Origin of the sequence: Streptosporangium sp. NPDC000095, assembly GCF_042899335.1 — a bacterium.
Taxonomy (GTDB): domain Bacteria; phylum Actinomycetota; class Actinomycetes; order Streptosporangiales; family Streptosporangiaceae; genus Streptosporangium.
The window spans coordinates 318805-334768 of the sequence record NZ_JBIAZS010000003.1 but is presented as its reverse complement, the minus strand read 5'-3'; the positions used below and the strand labels follow the sequence as shown (position 1 = coordinate 334768).

At 71.4% G+C, this 15964-nt stretch carries 13 protein-coding genes and 1 tRNA gene; 9 read left to right on the top strand and 5 right to left on the bottom strand.

Going from position 1 to position 15964, the window contains the following annotated elements; all coding sequences use genetic code 11:
• Positions 1 to 116: 116 nt before the first annotated feature.
• On the bottom strand, positions 117 to 1142 hold the full coding sequence (locus ACFY3V_RS09825; RefSeq protein WP_350945254.1) for a phosphotransferase family protein: 1026 nt from the start codon (positions 1140 to 1142) through the stop codon (positions 117 to 119).
• Positions 1143 to 1337: 195 nt separating this feature from the next.
• Here ACFY3V_RS09825 and ACFY3V_RS09820 point away from each other — a divergent pair, with 195 nt between their 5' ends.
• Complete coding sequence (locus ACFY3V_RS09820) at positions 1338 to 2420, top strand: GNAT family N-acetyltransferase (protein WP_350945253.1); 1083 nt, start codon at positions 1338 to 1340, stop codon at positions 2418 to 2420.
• A gap of 135 nt (positions 2421 to 2555) precedes the next feature.
• Here the strand turns inward: ACFY3V_RS09820 and ACFY3V_RS09815 are convergent, their stop codons facing one another.
• A complete protein-coding gene (locus ACFY3V_RS09815) occupies positions 2556 to 3962 on the bottom strand; it encodes a PLP-dependent aminotransferase family protein (RefSeq protein ID WP_350945252.1) in 1407 nt (468 codons plus the stop codon).
• A gap of 67 nt (positions 3963 to 4029) precedes the next feature.
• On the opposite strand from ACFY3V_RS09815, the gene ACFY3V_RS09810 reads away from it, so the two are divergent.
• The 7 genes from ACFY3V_RS09810 to ACFY3V_RS09780 all read left to right on the top strand — a co-directional run bounded on the left by ACFY3V_RS09810 (position 4030) and on the right by ACFY3V_RS09780 (position 10569).
• A complete protein-coding gene (locus tag ACFY3V_RS09810; protein WP_350945251.1) occupies positions 4030 to 4704 on the top strand; it encodes a pyridoxamine 5'-phosphate oxidase family protein in 675 nt (224 codons plus the stop codon).
• Between the two features lie 296 nt (positions 4705 to 5000).
• On the top strand, positions 5001 to 6710 hold the full coding sequence (locus ACFY3V_RS09805) for a serine/threonine-protein kinase (RefSeq protein WP_389771846.1): 1710 nt from the start codon (positions 5001 to 5003) through the stop codon (positions 6708 to 6710).
• Positions 6711 to 6752: 42 nt separating this feature from the next.
• Complete coding sequence (locus ACFY3V_RS09800; RefSeq protein WP_389771843.1) at positions 6753 to 8204, top strand: hypothetical protein; 1452 nt, start codon at positions 6753 to 6755, stop codon at positions 8202 to 8204.
• A gap of 55 nt (positions 8205 to 8259) precedes the next feature.
• Positions 8260 to 9384, top strand: coding sequence for a DUF2510 domain-containing protein (locus ACFY3V_RS09795; RefSeq protein WP_350945248.1), 1125 nt, complete (start codon positions 8260 to 8262; stop codon positions 9382 to 9384).
• A 22-nt stretch (positions 9385 to 9406) separates the two neighbouring features.
• A complete protein-coding gene (gene orn / locus ACFY3V_RS09790; RefSeq protein ID WP_350945247.1) occupies positions 9407 to 10009 on the top strand; it encodes an oligoribonuclease in 603 nt (200 codons plus the stop codon).
• A gap of 76 nt (positions 10010 to 10085) precedes the next feature.
• Positions 10086 to 10161, top strand: a tRNA-His gene (locus ACFY3V_RS09785).
• Positions 10162 to 10314: 153 nt separating this feature from the next.
• Positions 10315 to 10569 carry a LuxR C-terminal-related transcriptional regulator gene (locus ACFY3V_RS09780; protein WP_350945246.1) on the top strand — a complete coding sequence of 85 codons (255 nt, stop codon included), beginning with the start codon at positions 10315 to 10317 and terminating at the stop codon, positions 10567 to 10569.
• Positions 10570 to 10600: 31 nt separating this feature from the next.
• Here ACFY3V_RS09780 and lat read toward each other — a convergent pair whose 3' ends face one another.
• Together lat and ACFY3V_RS09770 are read right to left on the bottom strand one after the other, a co-directional pair.
• Entirely contained in the window at positions 10601 to 11902 is a 1302-nt protein-coding gene (gene lat, locus ACFY3V_RS09775) for an L-lysine 6-transaminase (protein WP_362926171.1), read from the bottom strand.
• A gap of 237 nt (positions 11903 to 12139) precedes the next feature.
• On the bottom strand, positions 12140 to 12808 hold the full coding sequence (locus tag ACFY3V_RS09770; RefSeq protein ID WP_350945244.1) for a hemolysin III family protein: 669 nt from the start codon (positions 12806 to 12808) through the stop codon (positions 12140 to 12142).
• 222 nt (positions 12809 to 13030) lie between these two features.
• Between ACFY3V_RS09770 and ACFY3V_RS09765 the strand changes: the two genes are divergently transcribed.
• The gene (locus ACFY3V_RS09765) at positions 13031 to 13879 is read left to right on the top strand and encodes a fused MFS/spermidine synthase (protein ID WP_350945243.1); all 849 of its coding nucleotides are present in this window, start codon (positions 13031 to 13033) and stop codon (positions 13877 to 13879) included.
• Between the two features lie 135 nt (positions 13880 to 14014).
• Here the strand turns inward: ACFY3V_RS09765 and ACFY3V_RS09760 are convergent, their stop codons facing one another.
• Complete coding sequence (locus ACFY3V_RS09760; RefSeq protein ID WP_389771835.1) at positions 14015 to 15850, bottom strand: sensor histidine kinase; 1836 nt, start codon at positions 15848 to 15850, stop codon at positions 14015 to 14017.
• Positions 15851 to 15964 lie beyond the last annotated feature (114 nt).

The window sequence follows — 15964 nt, the reverse complement described above, 5'->3', positions numbered from 1 at the left end:
CCAGCCGGCGGGCCGTCGCCGGACCCGGCGACCGCGAATCCCCGGCGAGCGGGCCGGATCGGTGAGCCTCCCGGGACTCTCAGAACAAAGGAGACGGGCCCGTTGTGAGCCGCCGGTCAGTCTCCCAGGATCCGCAGAGCCCGCTCGACGAGCGTGGGGACGGCGGCGCCGATCTCCTCGAAGCCCTCGCCGACGGTCTTGCCCTGCTTGAACCTGGCGTGGATGCCCTCCACGATGACGGCGAGCTTGTAGTGGCCGAAGGCCACGTAGAAGTCCAGGTCGGACAGGTCCGCGCCGGAGACCTTCGCGTAGTGGGCGGCGAACTCGCGGGCGGTGAGGAAGCCGGGGGCCACGGTGACGCCCGCCGCGACCGGGACCGAGGCGCGCTCCTCGTCACCGGGGTCCTGCCAGTAGGTGAGGGTGAGGCCGAGATCGGCGAGGGGATCGCCGAGCGTGGACATCTCCCAGTCGACGACGGCGAGGATGTCGGGATCCGGGGACAGCCGCACGAGCGTGTTGTCGAGCCGGTAGTCGCCGTGCACGAGCGCCGAGGCGGACCGCGCCGGCAGTCGCTCGCGCAGGCGGGCCACCAGGCGGTCGTACGCGGGCAGTTCGGCGGTCTTCGACCGCTCCCACTGCTGCCCCCAGCGCTCCAGCTGGCGGGCCATGTATCCCTCGGGACGCCCGAAGTCCCCCAGCCCCGCCCTCTCGTAGTCGACGGCGTGGATCGCGGCGAGCACCTCGGCCAGGCGCTCCGACAGCCGCCGCGTCTGCTCGGGGGTGAGTGCCCAGGCGTCCTCCTGGGTGCGCACGGCCGCGCCGTCCACGTGTCCCATGAGATAGAAGGGCGCCCCGATCACCGCCGGGTCCTCGCAGAAGGCGACCGGCTCGGGCACGGGGACGGAGGTCGGCGCGAGTGCCGAGATCACCCGCCACTCGCGCCTCATGTCGTGGGCGGTCGGCAGCACGTGCCCCAGCGGCGGGCGGCGCAGCACCAGGCGGCGCCCGGGGGTCTCCACGACGTACGTCAGGTTGGATCTGCCGCCCGCGATCAGGGAGACCCCGGTAGGCTCACCGACGCCGGGGACATTGGCCGCGATCCATCCGACAAGGTGTGACCAGTCGATGCCAGGGGTGCTCATAGCCACCAATTAGAACGTCACTCGGGCCGGCGGCGCCACCCGGGGTCTTCCAAGGAGATTCCGAAACGTTGCGATGTACACAGCCTGCCCTCAGTTCCGTCCTTTATCGTTACATTACGTCCCTACCAGCATGCTTGAGCTTTACGGCATCCTTCGGGGTGACGTAGGGGACCCCGCACATCCCAGTAGGAGCTCATGCGCGTTTCAGTTGTTCAGCCCCGTGATCTCGGACCGGCCGACATCGACCGATGGAGAGTCCTTCAGAGCGCCGACCCCGCCTTCGACACCCCGTTCCTGTCGCCGGAGTTCACCGTGACCGTCGGCGCGCTCCAGGAACGCGTCCGGGTCGCGGTGCTGCACGACGGGACGGACACGGTGGGATTCTTCCCCTTCGAGCGCCACCCGATGGGTATCGGCATGCCCGTCGCCGCGGGCCTGACCGACGCGCAGGGACTGGTGCACGCCAAGGACGTGGAGATCGACGCGCAGCGGCTGATCAGAGCGTGCGGCCTCGCCGTCTACGAGTTCGACCACCTGGTCTCCGGGCAGCCGCTGCTCCAGGCGGGCCACAGCAGGCACCCCTCGCCGATCATCGACCTGCGTGACGGCCACGACGCGTACATCGAGACGATCAAGGTCACCTCCGGCAAGACCTACCGCTCGACGGCGTACAAGAGCCGCAAGCTCCAGCGCGACGTCGGGCCGCTCCGGCACGACTACGCCACCACCGACCTGGCGCCGCTGCGCACGCTGCTCGGCTGGAAGACCGAGCAGTACCGCCGCACCGGCCGCACCGACAGGTTCGCCAAGCCGTGGATCGTGGAGCTGGTCGAACGCTTCCTCGCCACCGACACCGAGCACTTCGGCGGGGTCCTCGACATGCTGTACGCGGACGGGCGGCCGGTCGCCGGGCACTTCGGGCTGCGCACCGGCACGACCCTCGCGGGCTGGTTCCCCGCCTACGACACCGCCTTCGCGAAGTACTCCCCCGGCCTGATCCACCACCTCGCCATGGCCGAGAAGGCCGCCGACGCCGGAATCCAGGTCATCGACATGGGCCGCGGCGAGAAGGAGTACAAGGAGAAGCTCAAGAACGGCGAGTACGAGGTCGCCGAGGGCAGGATCGCCAGGCTGAGCCCCGGCGCCGGGGTCCACTGGATGCTGCGGGTCCCGGTACGCAAGGCACGTGGCACGGTCCTGGCGAGCCCGCTGCTGCGCACCACCGCCGACCGCGCGCTCAAGACGTACGGCCGCCTGCGGACGTCCATACAGGCGTGATCCGTCCGCCGTGGTTTGGGAACGGTCCCATGCCACGGCGGCACCCGTCCTTCGGGTTCGGGCGGCCGGTCACGCGATCCGTCCGCCCTCCCCCGACGGCCTGCCGGCCCACCCGTTCGGAGGGCAGGCGGCCGGTCAGCCGATCAGCTCCGCGACCACCGAGACACCCCGCCTGACGTCGGCCCGCGACGCGGAGCCGTAGCCGATCACCAGACCGTGCCGCAGCCGCGGCCCGTGGTAGTGGCGGGCCATCGAGTCGAGCAGCACCCCCCGGGCACGGGCGGCCTCGACCAGGGGCGCGACCGTGTGCTCGGGCAACTCCACCATGACGTGCAGGCCCGCGGTGTCGCCCGTGACCCGGGAACCGAGGATCTCGACGACCACGGCGCGGCGGCGCGCGTACTCCAGGCGCGTCCGGCGCAGGTGCCGGTCCAGATCCCCCTTCTCCAGGAGCACCGCCACCGCCTGCTGTGCCGGACCGCTCGTGCGGTCGGCGAGGGCGTCCCTGGTCACGGCGAAGGCTTCGACGAGGCTCTGACGCGCGACCAGCCAGCCGACGCCGATGTCCGGCGTCAGGATCTTGCTCAGGCTGCCCAGCAGCACCACCGACGCGGGGTCGAGACCGTAGAGGGCGGGCAGCGGGGCGACGTCGTAGCGGAACTCGGCGTCGTAGTCGTCCTCCACGACGATCGCGCCGGTGCGGCGGGCCCAGGCCAGGAGGCGTTCCCTGCGCGGGATGGGCAGGCGCCCGCCGAGGGGGTACTGGTGGGCGGGGGTGGTGTGCAGGACGCGCAGGTCGCCGGGGAGCCCGTCCACGACGACACCGTCCTCGTCGACCGGGCAGGGCACGATCTCGGCGCCCCGCCCCGCGAAGACGTTCCTGGCGACGCGGTAGCCCGGCTCCTCCACGCCCGCCCGGTCACCGGGCCGCAGAAGGGTGGCGGCGACCAGGCCGAGCCCGTTGCCGGTGCCCCGGGTGACCATCACGTTCTCCGGGCCGACGGGGATCGCCCTGGTCCTGCGGAGATGCTCGGCCAGCGCGGCGCGCAGCCTCGGCAGGCCGCGCGGGTCGGGGTCGCTCACCGGCGGCAGGTCGGCCGCTCTCCGCCAGGCCCTGCGCCAGGCCGCCCTGTCGTAGTCGTGGACCCACGGCCGCCCCGGGCGCAGGTCGATCACCCCCTGCCCGCTCTCGCTCCGGTAGCCGTTCCACCCCCCGCCCTCGCCCCCTTCGACCGGCACGGGGACGGGGGCCCGCAGCCCCCTCTCCTCCACGGCGGGAAACGTCATCTCGGCCACGTAGGTGCCGGAGCCGTGGCGTCCCTCGACCCAGCCCTCCGCGTACAGCTGCTGGTATGCCTCGGTGACGACGGTGCGGCTCACCGCGAGCTGGCGGGCGAGGGCACGGGTGGAGGGCAGGCGCTCCCCCGAGGTGAGGGCGCCGCCGCGCATGGCGTCCCTGAGGCTGTCGCCGAGCTGGACGGCGAGCGCCGTGCCCGCCTCACGGTCCACCGATACGGGTAGGTCGACGGAAGGGCGTGGCAAAGTGGTCTCCTGTAAGAGCATTAGAGTGGACGTGTTCTCGGTATCCACTTCTTTCTAGGTTAGGGTCATGCTCTCTACGACTCCCCGTACCACCCTCAACCGCGCGAAGGACAAGGCCAGGACCTCCCGCGAGGACCTGTACGCGGTGCTGGACGCCGGACTGGTCTGCCACCTGGGCGTCGTGAGCCGAGGCTTTCCCATGGTCGTACCCACCGGTTACGGCCGGATAGACGACACCCTCTACCTGCACGGTTCCACCGGCGCGACCTCCCTGCGCGACGCGGACGAGGTCTGCGTCACGGTGACCCACCTGGACGGCATCGTGCTCGCCCGCTCGTCCTTCAACCACTCGGTCAACTACCGCTGCGCCATGGTCTACGGCCGCGCCCGCCGGGTGGAGGACCCCGAGGAGCACCTCGCCGCGCTGCGGGCGATCACCGAGCAGCTCGCCCCCGGCCAGTGGGAGGCAGCCCGCAAGCCCACCCGCAAGGAGCTCGCCGCGACCATGGTGCTCGCCCTGTCCCTTGAGGAGGCGTCGGTGAAGGTGCGCCAGGGCCCTCCGGTCGACGAGGACGAGGACTACGAGCTGCCGATCTGGGCCGGGGTCCTGCCGCTCCACCAGTCCTGGGGAGCCCCCGAGCCCGACCCCGCGCTCACCGCGGACCTGGCCGTGCCCGAGCACATCGCGTCGAGGACCATGCCCGCCCCGCCGGAGATGCCGGCCGCGAACCTCCCGCTCTAGCCGCGGGGAGCGCTTCGAAAGCCTTCCCACCCGCACCCGCACCCGCATCGCCGCCGGGCACCGGCGGGCCGTCGTGAGGCCGCCGGCGAACCGCGACGTAGCGCCGAAACCGAGGATTGATCGGGATTTCGGTCCTGTCGCGAAAGCCGCCCGTCCGGGCCGGCCACGGTGGATAATCACTGATCAGCTCCACTCTGTGAGACTGATCCCCGGTTAATGAGCGGAATGCCGTTATCTATCGCTAAGCTGCGGTTCGTCTGTTATGGGTGGGGGCCCAGACAACTGAGGAGACCGTTATGTACGGCACGCCATCGGCCTGGCGAGTCCCCGGATACACCGAGATCCGCGAGTTGGGCGCCGGTGCGGCCGGGCGTGTGGTGATGGCTCGGCACGACGCCGACGACATCATGGTCGCGATCAAGTATCTGTCCGACGAGCTCAGGAGCGACGTCGGGTTCGTGGCGCGCTTCCGGCACGAGGCGAGGCTGCTCAACGCCCTGAGCAGCCCGCACTCCGTCCGGCTGTACGACTACGTGGAAACCGGCGACGGCGCGGCCATCGTCATGGAGCTGATCAACGGCGTCCCCCTGCGCGCGCTGCTGCGCTCCGAGGGGCCGACCGGTCCCGAGGCGGCGCTGCTCGTGCTCAAGGGCTCGCTCCTGGGGCTCGCCTCCGCGCACTCGGCGGGCGTGGTACATCGCGACTTCAAGCCGGAGAACGTGATGGTGGAGGCCGACGGGAGGAGCAAGCTCGTCGACTTCGGCATCGCGGTCCGTTCCGGCGACGGCGACCTCCCGGCGGGCACGCCGCCCTACATGGCCCCCGAGCAGTGGGTGGGCGGGCCCGCCGGACCCGCCACCGACGTCTACGCCGCCACCGTCGTGTTCTTCGAATGCCTGACCGGCACCCGGCCCTTCCGCGCCACGAACGTCGCCGCGCTGGCCCGCCAGCACCAGATCATGCCGCCGCCGGTCGAGGAGGTGCCCTCCGCCCTGCAGGGACTGGTCGAACGCGGCCTGGCCAAGCACCCCGCCGACCGGCCGCCGACCGCGAGCGCGTTCCTCACCGAACTCGAAGCGGTGGCCGCCGACGCCTACGGCCCCGACTGGCAGGACCGCGGCCGGCGTCGCCTGGCCGCGGTCGCCGGACTGCTCGCCGGGATGTTCCCGATGGAGGCGCCCGTTCCCGGGGCCGACACCTCGCTGGCCATGACCGAGCTCGACGGCGGCGACCTCGACGGGACGAGAACCTCTTCGGTCGGCAGGCTGGGCATCAAGATCCTCGTCGGTGTCGGCTGCATCGCGGTGATCGGCGGGCTGACCGCGGTGCTGGTCGGCTCCGGCGACCCCACGGAGATCCAGTCGCAGGGTGCCGTCACCTCGCACAGCCCCTCCCCCTCCGACCCGCTGGAGACGCTCGCCCCCGAGGACGACCCCGACGAGCTCGACGAGCCTGTGGAGGATTCTCCGTCCGCGGGCACGCCCACCCCGACGCCGACGCCGAGCACCACGACCACCTCCGGTCCTCCGCCCGTGGCACCCACCGCGACGTCGGCGGCCGCGACGCCCACAGCGTCGGCGAGGCCCACCACGAGGCCCACCACCCGGCCGACGAGGACCCCGACGCGGCGGCCGGCCACGGAGCCCACCCCGGAGGAGAGCACCACCCTGGACGGCGGCCCCCGCGACCCGGACCGGCCCACCACCGCGCCGCCGTCGGCCACCCCGACCCGGCCGACGACCGCCCCCACCCAGCCCACGGCCCAGCCGACCCGGACATCCCCTACGCGAACGCCGTCGGGACCGCCCCCGGAGCCCACTCCCACCCAGACGGACCCCTCCTCACCGGGCACCGAGCCGCCTCCCACCCTCTCCAGCTCGCCTTTGCCGCCGGTCGAGACGGCCCCCGCGGCGTTCCTCGCACTGGGCCTGGTGACGAGCGGTGTCGTACCGTTCACACTGGCCGTCAAGCGCGGCATGGCAGGACGGCACCGGAGACGCCGGTAGACCGGTAGACAGGGGAACGATCGCGATCATGAATATCACCCCATGAGCACCGATCGCGGAGACATCGCCGGGTTCCGGCTGACCGGCCGTACCCGGGCGGACGACCTGGGAGTCTGGTCGTCGGCCGTCGCGCCCGACGGACGACCGGCCGGCGCGCTCAGATTCGACCCGCGGCTGGTCGCCGATCCCGCGGCGCGCGAGCGGCTGGTCGCGGCCGTGCTCGCCGATCGCGGGCTCGCGCGAGGCGGCGTGACCGGGCTGGTCCCGGTCGCCGACCTCATCACGGCGAGGGACGAGGTCTGGCTGATCACCTCGAAACCGGTCGATCCGACGGTGGGCGACCTGCTCTCTGCCGGGCCGGCCTTCTCGCCCGGATCGTCCCGGCCCGACGCGGGCAGCGCGGCCACCGTCCTGGTGGAGACCGCGCAGACGCTGCTGGCCGTGCACGCCGCCGGGCTCGCCCACGGACAGGTTCACCCGGGCACCGTGGTGATCGCCTCGGACGGGTCGGCGCTGCTCACCGGGCGAGGGCTGGCCGACGCCCTTCTCGGCCGCCCCTCCGCACCGGAACGTGACGTGGCGGCCTGGGCGTCGCTCGCCCGAGGGCTCGCCGCGACCTGGGCCTCGGCCGATCGCGGTGCCGCGGCCCTGCTGGAGAGGGCGGCGGCCACGGCCTCCACCAGGGGGCTCGCCCCCGCGCGGGACGCGCTGCTCGCCGGGCGCGACGTGCTGCCGTCCGGGTTCACCACCCGTGACAGGCTCGTGGAGACCCTGCACCTGTGGCCGGCGCACGAGGCACCCGCTCCGGGCGGCCCCGCGGCCCCCGTACGACCGGCCCCGGACGAGGGGGAGATCGCGACCCTGCTGCACGTCCCGAGGGCCGATGAGCCGCGCGCCCGGGAGACCGGCGAGTGGGCCCCCGGGGGCGACCGGCGGGGGGCCGAGGAGGTGGTCATGAGGTTCGGTCCCGGGGTGCCCTCCGAGACCACGGCAGCCCAGCTCTGGCGGGCCGGAAGGGACCAGCAGCAGACCGAACCGCCCTCCGGCAGGCTCGACGCGGGTGCGGCCCCCCGTGCGCGTCGCAGGCGCGGCCGTACGATCCTCGCCTCGGTGATCCTCGCGCTGATGGTCGTGGGCGCGCTGGCACTCTGGCTGTTCCGGGGTTCGGCGACGCCTTTGGAGGTGACGAAGGTGGACGTCAGCGCCCCGAAGAAGACGCAGGGGTGCGACACCACGGTAAAGATCACCGGCGTGCTGTCCACCAACGGCGCGGGCGGCGAGGTGCGCTACCAGTGGAAGCGGAGCGATCGTAAGAAGCCGATCGCGCAGACCGACCAGATCCCGTCCGGGACGACCTCGCACGAGGTGAGCCTGGAGTGGACGGTCAAGGGTGAGGGAAGTTTCAAGGGAACCGCCACCCTGTTGCTGCTCTCCCCGGTACCCGAGGGGAAGAAGATCCAGGACAAGGCTACCTTCGCCTACAAATGTTCATGATTGATCACCAAGGTCCACAATGCGGCACAAAGCCGTTCTTACTACTCTGGCGGCCATGACCACGCAGACCCCCTCCGGCTGGTACCCCGATCCCTACGGCTCACCGTTGTTGCGGTGGTGGGACGGCAACCAGTGGACCGACGCCACCCACCAGGCGGACGCTCCCGCCGGACAGGGCACGGCGGAGGGGCCGCGGACCGGCCCCTCCCTCCAGCAGCACCCGGCGGGACCCGACTCCCGGCAGGCGGGCCCGCCTCCCGCGCGGGAAGGGGCGCACGGGGGTGGTCCCACCGGCCAGTGGACCCAGCAGGCCGGCCCCGGGGCGGCGGGCACGGGACAGCCACTGTGGGGCGGCGGGCCGCCGAACGGCGACACGGCGCAGATGCCCATGCCGCCGCACGGCGGCTACCCGTCCGGGCCTCCGCCGCGCAAGAGCAGCCCTCTCCCGTGGATCCTGGGAGGCGGAGGCGCGCTGATCCTCGTGATCGTGATCGTGGTCGCCGCGATGTACCTGATGAACCCAGACGGCACGAACACCGCGGGCAGGTCTCCCGCGCCCCGGACACCACCCCCCACGGCGAGCCTGGAGCCCACCGAGCCGACTCCCGAGGCGACGCCCGCGCCCTCGGGAAGCGCGCCGCCCCAGGCGGTGGACGGGCGCGTCACGGACCCGGTGACCGGCCTGTCGTTCGAGATGCCCGAGGGGCCCTGGGAGGTGCCTCCCACCGTCGGCGGCGGGCTCGGGTTCGTCTGGAACAGCGCGGCCATCGCCGTCGCCCAGGAGAACTTCGACGGCAGGGGCGGCGACTGGCTCGGCAACGTGCTCACCGGCGAGCTTCCCGACCAGTACGGCTACCAGGGCGTCGGCAGCCTGCGTTCGGCCGCCGCGACCCTGCTGCAGGTCGTGGAGCCCGCCTTCTACAGCCCTCCGCACAAGCGGAACATCGTCGAGGACAAGGCCGTCAAGGTGAGCGGCAAGGACGCCTGGCTGCTCGTCTTCGACCTGGACTTCTCCGAGCAGTCCGAGGTCAACGGCTGGAAGTGGAAGCGGGAGCGGGCCGCGTTCTTGATCGTTGACCGTGGCGAGAACACCCGTCCGGCGCTGGCCTACGTCTCCATACCGGACAATCTAGACATATCTGCAGTAGACAAGGTGATCAAGTCATTCAAGCTGCCCTGAAGTGAGTACTACCCTGAGGGCTATGAGTGACCTGCTGGTCTGGATCGACTGTGAGATGACCGGGCTCGACCTTGGCCGTGACGCGCTTGTCGAGGTGGCCTGCGTGGTCACCGACGGCGAGCTGAACCAGCTTGACGAGGGGGTGGACGTGGTCATCAAACCCCCGCCCGAGTCCCTTGAGCAGATGTCGGAGGTGGTGCGGGAGATGCACACCGCCTCCGGCCTGCTGGAGGCGCTGGAGGGCGGCGTCACGCTGGCCGAGGCCGAGTCCATGGTGCTCGAATACATCAGGGGCCACATCCGGGAGCCGAAGAAGGCCCCGCTGTGCGGTAACTCCATCTCCACGGACCGTTCCTTCCTCGCCCGCGACATGCCCGCCGTGGACGGGTTCCTGCACTACCGGATGATCGACGTCTCCTCGGTGAAGGAGCTGGCCCGCCGCTGGTACCCCCGTGTCTACTTCGCCTCGCCGGAGAAGCAGGGCGGCCACCGGGCGCTCGCCGACATCGTCGAGAGCATCCGGGAGCTGCGTTACTACCGCGCGGCGGTCTTCGTGTCCCAGCCTGGCCCCGATTCCGCCACCGCGAGGGAGTTGGCCGAGAGCGTGTCCACGCGCAGGCCTTGAACGTTTCACGAGAAACCCGGTACGAAACGACTCCCAAAGACCGCTACACTTTTCATGTGCTGCTGCGGCGGCGATGGTGGGCGTAGCTCAGTTGGCAGAGCGCTAGGTTGTGGTCCTAGATGTCGGGGGTTCAAGTCCCCTCGCTCACCCCACTGGAACGGCCGGTCCTTAAGGACCGGCCGTTCCGCATTTCCGGCACTATTACCCACCAAAAGTGGATATTGCAGGTTATGCTCGCTGCTATCGCAACGCCGTTAGGACCGGGGGTTTCGGCGACCTGACCGTGTTTCAGCCACGGAGGCCGGATGAGAGTCGACGATGCCCCGTTCGACGCGGAGCCCAGAGCCGTTACGGATCTGAGCAGGCGTGAGACCGAGGTCATGGAATTGATCGCGATGGGGCGCTCCAACGGGCAGATCGCTCAGCACCTGTTCCTGAGCGAGAAGACCGTGAAGAACCACGTGAACCGGATATACGCCAAGCTCGGCGTCGACTCGCGGGTCACCGCGATCGACCTGTGGCTGGAACGGGCCGCGCACGAGGAGCCGCAGCGCCACTAGCGCCCGCCGGCCCGGGACCGTCAGGTCCGTGCTAGGCGGTGAGCCGCAGGCAGCGGGACGCCTCCAGGGCCCGGGCGATGGCGGACGTGCCCTCCCCCAGCTCCGCCGAGGTGATCGAGAGCGCCGGACGCAACCGTACCGACCGCTCTCCGCAGGGCAGGACGAGCACGCCCTCCTCCTCCCGCAGGCGGGCCACCAGGAGATCGCGTTCCACGGCGTCCGGCAGGTCGAAGGCGCACATCAGGCCGCGTCCACGCGCGTTCTCCGCCAGGTCGGGGAAGCGCTCCTGGATCTCCAGCAACCCCGCGAGGAGCTCGGCGCCGAGCCTTCCCGCACGCGGGATCAGGCCGTCACGCTCCACGATCTCCAGTATCCGGCGGGAGCGGACCATGTCGACCAGCCCACCGCCCCAGGTGGAGTTGATCCTGCCGCTGACCTGGAACACGTTGCCCGGCACCGTGTCGACCCTGCGACCCGCCATGATCCCGCCCACCTGGACCTTCTTGGCGAAGGCCACGACGTCGGGACGCAGGCCCAGCTGCTGGTACGCCCAGGGGGTCCCGGTGGTCCCCGCGCCGGTCTGCACCTCGTCCAGGACGAAGAGGGCGTCGTGCTCGTGGCAGAGCCGTTCCATGGCGAGCAGGAACTCCGCCCGCATGTGGTTGTCGCCGCCCTCTCCCTGGATGGGCTCGGCGATGAAGCAGGCGATGTCGTGGGGGTGGCGTTCGAAGGCCGCCCGCGCCGCGGCCAGGGACCGTTCCTCGGCCGCCTCGACGTCGCCGAGGTGGATCGCGGGCACCTCGATCCTGGGCCAGTCGAACTTCGGGAAGCGGTCGGTCTTGATCGGGTCGGTGTTCGTCAGCGAGAGGGTGTAGCCGCTGCGCCCGTGGAAGGCCCGGGTGAGGTGGAGGACCTTGGTGCCGAGTTCCGGCGAGTGTCCCCGCGAACTGTTGAGGCGGCTCTTCCAGTCGAAGGCGCACTTGAGCGCGTTCTCCACGGCGAGGGCGCCGCCTTCCACGAAGAACAGGTGCGGCAGTTCGGGATCACCGAGCACCCGGGCGAACGTCTCGGCGAAGTCGGCGAGGTGGGCGGTGTAGAGGTCGGAGTTGGCGGGCTTGTTCGCGGCGACCCTGCCGAGCAGAGCCAGAAACTCCGGATCGTCGTCGAACGGGTTCACCCCGAGCGGGGCCGAGGCGAAGAAGGAGTAGAAGTCGAGGTAGCTCCGGCCGGAGCCGGCGTCGACGAGCCGGGACCCCCGGCTCCGTTCCAGGTCCAGTACGAGCCGATAGCCGTCGACGAGCAGGTGACGGGCGAGACGGCCATGAACGTCCATGTCCCCTCCACGGTGATCCGAGAAGATGATCCCCCGCTGTTCGCACATCTACACGGAGACATTACGCGTCAAGGCCGGTTCTTGTGAAGATTTTCTTGCATACGCGTGGTCTGGGCGTGAATATCGGACCGCGCGGCCCGGCCTTCCCGCATGACCGTTCTCCTTCCCCGAGCCCGCCCCCGCCGAGACCATCAGCCGGTCAAATCGGCCTGTCGTGCGACAAGGCAGTGGGAAGGATCACGTCGCCGCGTAGACCACCAGCGAGACCGCCACGTACTGCGCCAGGTAGGCGGCGACGGTGAAGGCGTGGAAGACCTCGTGGAAGCCGAACCAGCCGGGAGAGGGGTCGGGCCTGCGCATGCCGTACACGATCCCGCCCGCCGTGTAGAGCACCCCGCCCAGAAAGAGCAGGGCCACCGCGACCGTCCCCGCACCCTCCACGAGCTGGGGCAGCACGAAGACGGCCGTCCAGCCGAGGCCGATGTAGAGCGCGGTCGAGAGCCACCGGGGAGCGCCGGTCCACAGCACCCGGAAGAGGACCCCGGCGATCGCGCCGGTCCAGATCACGCCGAGCACCACCGCGCCCGCCACACCGTCCAGGGCGAGCAGCGCGAACGGGGTGTAGGTGCCCGCGATGATCAGGTAGATGTTGGCGTGGTCGAGGCGCCGCAGCACCTCCTCCAGGCCCGGGGAGAGCTTCCCCCGGTGATAGGTGGCCGAGATGCCGAAGAGCAGGCCGGAGGTGATCGCGTAGACGACGGCGGCGAGCCTCGCCTCCAGGGTGGGGCCCAGCGCGACGAGGACGAAGCCCGCGACGAGCGCCACGGGCAGCGTCCCGGCGTGCAACCAGCCGCGCAGGCGCGGCTTGACGGACTCTGTGAGCGTTTCCGTGAGGGACGTGGCCATGAACCTACGGTAGCGTAAGTTACGCGTTCGTAGGTTGTGATCCGTCCTACACGGCGTCGACTCGGCGAGAGCCTCGGCCAGAACAAGGCGCCGCACGCCGGACCGTGCAGACGGTGATCCGCCCCACCCGGACGCCGACCGGTCGCCACTGCGCATATGGTTTCCCCTCGGGTTCGCATCAGGAACCCACGGATTCGCATCAGGGAAAAGAGGACCGCACCGATGGGCAGGCGGGAAGCGCGGGAGCCGATGCCGGGACGGTATCCGGTGACCTTCGGCGAGGTCGATCTCCTGCAGGACCTCGACCGGCCCTCCGGCTGGGTGGTCTCCAAGGACGGTGTGCCGCAGTCGTACGTCGACCTCGACGACGCCACCTACCTCGACTTCGAGTACGTCCGGCTGATGGCCGACGTCGTCGACCTCCTCCGCGAGGGTCCGCTGGACGCCGTGCACGTGGGCGGCTGCGCCTGCACCCTGCCCCGCTACGTCGCGGCGACCCGCCCGGGGTCCCGGCAGATCGTCGCCGAGCCGGACGAAGGGCTCGTCCAGCTCGTCAGGGACCAGCTCCGGCTGAAGTCGGTGCCCCGGCTCAAGGTCAGGATCCTCGACGGCCGCACCGCCACCGCCGGACTCGGCGACGCCTCCGCCGACCTGCTCGTGCTGGACGCCTTCAGCGGCGCCACGATGCCGATCGAGCTCGCCACCTCCGAGTACATGGGCGACGTCGCCCGCGTCCTGCGCACGGACGGCACCGTGCTGATCAACGTCGCGGACGGCAAGGGACTCGCCTTCGTCCGCCGGGTGCTCGCCACCGTCCGCGGCACCTTCCCCCAGGTCGTACTGCTCGCCGAACCCGGCGTCATGCGGGGACGGCGCTTCGGCAACCTCATCGTCGCCGCCTCCCGCCTGCCCCTGCCCGTCTCGGGTCTCACCCGCAGGGCCGCGGGCGGCCTCACCCAGGCCCGCTGCGTGTACGGCGACGACATCGTCAACTTCATCGCCGGAGCCCGGCCCCTGCACGACGGCGACGCCGTGGTCATCCCCGTCCCCCCGCCCGCGGTCTTCGGCTGACCCGGCCTCCCGGCCTGTTCCGCCCCTCTCCCTCCGGCGCACCGGTCCGGCTGTCCGTCCGGCCTGCCACCCCAGCCCGTCACCCCAGCCCGACGCACGGGCCGAACGCGTCGCCCCTGCCCCCCGTTCCGCGCCTCAGTCCGGGACGGGAACCCAGGCGCTGACCAGGGTGCCCTCGCCGGGCGTCGAGGAGACGTCGAGGCCGCCGCCGAGCGCGGCCATCCGGTCGGCGAGCGCGCCCAGGCCCCCGTGGCCGGACCCGTCCCGCTCGAAACCCCTGCCGTCGTCGGAGACCGCGACCCGCAGGCGCCCACCCGACCAGGCCAGCCGCGCCTCGATCCTGGAGGCGCCGGCGTGCTTGAGCGCGTTGGCGATGGCCTCGCTGACCGTGAAGTACACGGCTCCCTCGATCTCGTCGGGAAAGCGCCGCGAGCGAAGCGCGGGATCGACCGTCACGGTCGTGGCCACCGGCAGCCGCGAACAGCGTTCCTCGACCGCCTCGGCCAGACCGCCCTGGCTGAGCACGGACGGGTGGATGCCCGCCGCCAGCTCCCGCAGGTCGGCGAGGGTCTGGCGAGCCTGCTCGCGCAGGAGCGTCAAGCTGTCGGGGCCGCCGCCGGTGGCGCGGGCCAGCTCCAGCCCCGCGATCAGCGCGACGAGCTGCTGCTGTGCCCCGTCGTGGATGTTGCGCTCGATCCGCCGCCGCTCGGCCTCCTGGGCGTTGACCAGGCGTGCCGCCAGGCCCGCGCTCTGGATCGCCAGCCCGATCGGCACCGCGAGCGAGCCGAGCAGCCTGCGGTCCTCGGCGTTGAGGCGCCCCACGACCTTGGGCCCGCAGGCGATCTGCCCCAGCCCCGCCGGGACGGTGAGCACGGCCTCGCCCTCCTCCCTGCCCGCCACCACCCGCGTGCCGTCCGCGAGCGTCACGGCGGCCCAGCGCGTCTCCAGGCCCGCCCGTACGGCCTCCGCCAGCCTTCCCAGCTGCTCCACGGGCTCCACCTCCTCCAGGTCGGGCCCGAGCTCCGTCAGGAGCTCGTCCACCGTGGGCCTGAGATCGAAGATCAGGAAGACTCTGGAGCCCCTGATGCCAACCCGGATGTCGAGCAGGTTGTGGCGGAACACAGCCGTGGTGATCACCACGGGCAGGGCCGCCATCGCCGTCACGACGCCGAGCCAGCTCAGCGCGTGGCTTCCCTGCCCGACCCGCCCGACCTGCCCGAGGATCACCGTCAGCACGGAACCGCTCAGACCGGCCGCCACCCCCAGGGCCATCCAGCGGAGAAGGCGGCGCTCGGCGCGGGGTCCGCGCCGAGCGCGCAGGACGAGGGAGACCAGCACCGACAGTGACACGAGGAAGGCCGCGAGCTGCCCGAACCCGCCCACCAGCGCGGCGAGCAGCCCTGCCATGCCTTCGAGCCCCAGCGGGTTGCCGTACGCGAGGGGCGCGTAGACCTCGTCCGGGCTCAGCAGGATGCCCAGCCAGTGCAGGAAGATCGCCGCTGCGGCGATCCAGGCGACCGGGCGCCAGCGCGACGAGGGCAACCTGCCGTCGGGGAAGATCAGCGGGATGAAAACCCAGCTCAGACCGTAGAAGACGGGAAGCGCCGAGGTCAGCAGCACGGCGGCCACGGCGAGAGGGCCGCTCCCGTCCCCGTACGTCGTCAGGATGCCCACCCCGAGAAGGCCGAGGCCGAGGCAGCAGGCGGCGGCGAGCAGCAGCCAGCCGTAGGGGTTGTCGGGGCGCCTCAGCGCGATGAGCAGACCGACCGACGGCAGGGCCGCGCAGGCCACGAGGAACAACCACTCGGTGAACGGCACGGACATGCCGCCCGTCAGCAGGACGCCCGCGACGATCCCGGCCACCGACACCGCGGCCATCGACGTGGCGAGGACACGAGTCGGGGCGGTGGACGCCGACGGACCCGGCGACGACGCGGGTGCCGGGACGGTGTGGGAGGCCGTGGACGTCATGGCACGTAGGGTGACCTGCCACCGGCTCCGCCGTCCAGGGGGTTGTCCGCACATCCGGTGCGGTTCGCCGCACCCGCGAGACGGAGGACCACCGGGTGTCGTGAGCCGGGAGCG